The organism is Mesorhizobium sp. M7A.F.Ca.US.006.04.2.1, from assembly GCF_004022915.1.
GTDB lineage: Bacteria > Pseudomonadota > Alphaproteobacteria > Rhizobiales > Rhizobiaceae > Mesorhizobium > Mesorhizobium ciceri.
In genome coordinates this window covers 1-2,847 of sequence record NZ_RZQA01000830.1, presented here as the reverse complement: position 1 = coordinate 2,847, position 2,847 = coordinate 1, and the positions used below count along the sequence as shown (strand labels likewise).

Annotated in this window: 5 protein-coding genes; 2 read left to right on the top strand and 3 right to left on the bottom strand. The window is 63.8% G+C overall.

Annotation, left to right across the window (positions count from 1 at the left end):
* Positions 1-36: 36 nt before the first annotated feature.
* Both EN925_RS30750 and EN925_RS30745 read right to left on the bottom strand, forming a co-directional pair.
* Entirely contained in the window at positions 37-636 is a 600-nt protein-coding gene (locus tag EN925_RS30750; RefSeq protein WP_128337164.1) for a YdeI/OmpD-associated family protein, read from the bottom strand.
* A gap of 111 nt (positions 637-747) precedes the next feature.
* The gene (locus EN925_RS30745; RefSeq protein ID WP_164753815.1) at positions 748-1,146 is read right to left on the bottom strand and encodes a cupin domain-containing protein; all 399 of its coding nucleotides are present in this window, start codon (positions 1,144-1,146) and stop codon (positions 748-750) included.
* Positions 1,147-1,211: 65 nt separating this feature from the next.
* Here EN925_RS30745 and EN925_RS30740 point away from each other — a divergent pair, with 65 nt between their 5' ends.
* Positions 1,212-1,673, top strand: coding sequence for a MarR family winged helix-turn-helix transcriptional regulator (locus EN925_RS30740; RefSeq protein WP_063172635.1), 462 nt, complete (start codon positions 1,212-1,214; stop codon positions 1,671-1,673).
* Between the two features lie 129 nt (positions 1,674-1,802).
* Positions 1,803-2,531, top strand: coding sequence for an SDR family oxidoreductase (locus tag EN925_RS30735; RefSeq protein WP_127369222.1), 729 nt, complete (start codon positions 1,803-1,805; stop codon positions 2,529-2,531).
* Between the two features lie 16 nt (positions 2,532-2,547).
* Here the strand turns inward: EN925_RS30735 and EN925_RS30730 are convergent.
* Positions 2,548-2,847: LysR substrate-binding domain-containing protein (locus tag EN925_RS30730; RefSeq protein ID WP_245487360.1), on the bottom strand; the 300-nt coding region annotated here is incomplete at its 5' end.

The following is a 2,847-nucleotide window of genomic DNA, read 5'->3' as shown; positions in this document are numbered from 1 at the left end:
GGCTTGCGGCGCCGAAGACGAATTCGCGCCAAACCCTCACTTCCTGCCTTGCGGATGGGTCGTCTCACCGCGCTTCAGCATTGCCACAAACGCTTCGATCTTCCTCTTGCGCCCGGCCTCGGTCTTCATGTTGTGAATGCGGAAGGCGAGCGCGAAGCGGTTTTGCGCGTTGAGTTTTTCAAGCATCGCCTTCGCAGCGGGTTCGGCGTCTATGGCCGCTTGCAAATCATCGGGAATTTTCATCTCCTTGCCGCTGCCATAGGCGCGCGCCCAGCGCCCGTCGGCCTTGGCCGTCTCGACCTGTTTGAGCCCATGCTCGGTCATGCGGCCCTCCTCGACCAGCCGCGCCACATTGTCGATGTTGATCAGGCTCCAGATGCTCTTCCTGCCGCGCGGCGTGTAGCGCTGCAGGAAGCTCTTGTCGTCCAACCCTTTGCGCACCGCATCGATCCAGCCGAAGCACAGCACCACGTCGATGGCTTGCTTGGGGGTGATCGATTTCAATCCGGACCCCACCTTGTGCATCTTGATCCAGACTTCGGTTTCCGTGGCGTGGTGCTTGCTCAGCCAGGCGTAGAAGCCGGCAGGATCCGCAAATTCATGAACCTTGTCGGGATCGACCTTGATCGGCGCCATCAGTCGGCCTGTCCGTTCGATGCTGTTGCCGCTCGCGTCATCGCTCTCACTGTCGTCCTGCCTCCGGCATCATGCCCATCGTCATTGGCCAGCATCGTGGCATGAATTGCGTCAGTTTCCGGCAGCAAACTTGGCAGGCGCGCACGGCGTTCCTTCACGCCCGTCGGTCCGGACATTTTTCTTCCCGCCCCACTGTAGAAAGTCCCGGAATACCTGCCATGCTCGTGCTCGGACTGCGCCGCGCGGGATGCACAGCGCTTCTCCCGGTCCGACCTCGATCGGCTTGCCGTCGACGGTCCAGGTCAGCACCCCTTCAATGCCGTAGATCGTCTCTTCGTAGTGATCATGGCTGTGCGCCGGCGCCAGCAGGCGCAGTCCGCTGGCAACCCTCAACTCAAAGGCGGCGATGCTGCCGTTCGAACTGTCGCCCGTCACCAGGAAGCGAATCGACAGCCCCTTGTCGCCGATGGTCTCATTGGCTGGATTGACCTGAAGATTCATGACCGACATTGCGCAAACCCCTCCGGTAAATTACATTTACTCGCTATCAGTAAACTCAATTTACCGGATCGTCAATGCCCACCTCAACGGAAGTTCTACAGACCAAGACCGAGAACCTGCTGATCGGCGCCCTGCTGCGCGTGCCGGCACAAGCGATCCAGCGGCGGCTGATCAAGGAGCTCAACGCCGCCGGTTTCGACGAATTGCGCCTGCCGCATATGGCGGTGTTGCAGTTTCCCGGACCGGACGGCGCGCGGCCCGGGACCATCGCCGAGCGTGCCGGCATGAGCAAACAGGCCATCAACCAGCTGCTCAGCAGTCTCGAAGGGTACGGCTACCTCGTCCGCTCCGACATTCCCGGCGATGGCGGTGCGCGCGTGGTGCGGTCCACCGAACGCGGTCATGCCGCGTTCTGGAAAATGGTCGATATCCTGCACGACATCGAGGAGGAATGGCGCACCGAACTTGGGCAGGAGCGCTTTGCCCAGCTGAAAGCTCTGCTGTTTGTCGTCTGGGAAAGTCCGCTGGTGCGCTGAGCCAGAGACGGCGCTCGTCCGCCCTGCTCCATCGGCCTTTCCGATGGCACTATCGGTTTCTTCCGTTTCCTTCTGTCGCGCCGAACTGCCAATTCCTGCCCTTGTCCATTCAAGCAAAGGCAGAGCGAAATGAGCATTTCGAAACAGAAAATCCTGATCGTCGGCGGCGGCTCCGGCATGGGTCTGGCGCTGGCCCGGCACTGCGTGGAGGCCGGTGCGGCGGTTGTCATCGCCGGGCGCGGCCAAGACCGGCTGCGGCAGGCGCGCGAGGCGCTCGGCAATCCCGCCGGGCTGGAGACGGCCGTCGTCGACATCGCGCGCGAAGACCAGGTCTCGGCGCTGTTCGCAGCGATTGGCGGACTCGACCACATCGTCAGCACCGCAGCCGACATCGAAGGCGCCTACCGGCTGCTGCCGGAGCTTGACCTGAAGGCGGCGCAAAGGGTGGTGGAGAGCAAGCTGTATGGCCCGCTGCTGCTCGCCAAGCACGGTGCGCCGCGGCTGGCAGCATCCGGCTCCATGACCTTCGTCTCCGGTATCGCCGCCTATCGCCCAGCCGCACGCGGCTCCGTCGTTGCTGCTGTCAACGCAGCGCTCGAAGGCCTCGTGCGGGCGCTGGCGGTCGAGTTGGCGCCGATCCGCGTCAATGCCGTGTCGCCCGGCTGGGTCGACACCACGATCTGGGCGCAAGTGGCCGGCGACAGGAAGGACGAGACGTTGGCCGCGATGGCCAAGCAGCTGCCGGTCGGGCGGATTGGCCAACCCGATGATATCGCCGACGCCATTGCCTTCCTGATCGGCAATGGCTTTACCACGGGAACGACGCTGCATGTCGAGGGCGGCCACCGCCTGATCTGAACCGCCGCTGCTTCCGTCAGGAGTTGTTTGCAAACAAGGCCTTGGAGCGGTTCGACGATTCAAGTCCTGAACCAGCCTTGGCGGGCTGCAGGGCCGGCACCAGCGTGTCGCGCGCGGCAGTGAGCAATTGCTTAAGCGCCGGCAGCTGGACGCGCCGGCGGCGCCAGATCATCACCAGCGGCGCTGTCCGCATCTGGCCGGGCCATCGCATTTCGACAATGTCGCCGCGTGCCAGCGCATCCGTGACGGCCAGGCGTGGAACGAGGGCGAGCCCCGCGCCGGCCGCCACCAGCCGCGCAATGGCGCCGATACTGCC

Bases quoted from the DNA above. Each gene is read 5' to 3' on its own strand.
- EN925_RS30750 (WP_128337164.1), bottom strand. From the start codon at position 636: ATGGCGCCGATCAAGGTCGATCCCGACAAGGTTCATGAATTTGCGGAT.
- EN925_RS30745 (WP_164753815.1), bottom strand. From the start codon at position 1,146: ATGTCGGTCATGAATCTTCAGGTCAATCCAGCCAATGAGACCATCGGC.
- EN925_RS30740 (WP_063172635.1), top strand. From the start codon at position 1,212: ATGCCCACCTCAACGGAAGTTCTACAGACCAAGACCGAGAACCTGCTG.
- EN925_RS30735 (WP_127369222.1), top strand. From the start codon at position 1,803: ATGAGCATTTCGAAACAGAAAATCCTGATCGTCGGCGGCGGCTCCGGC.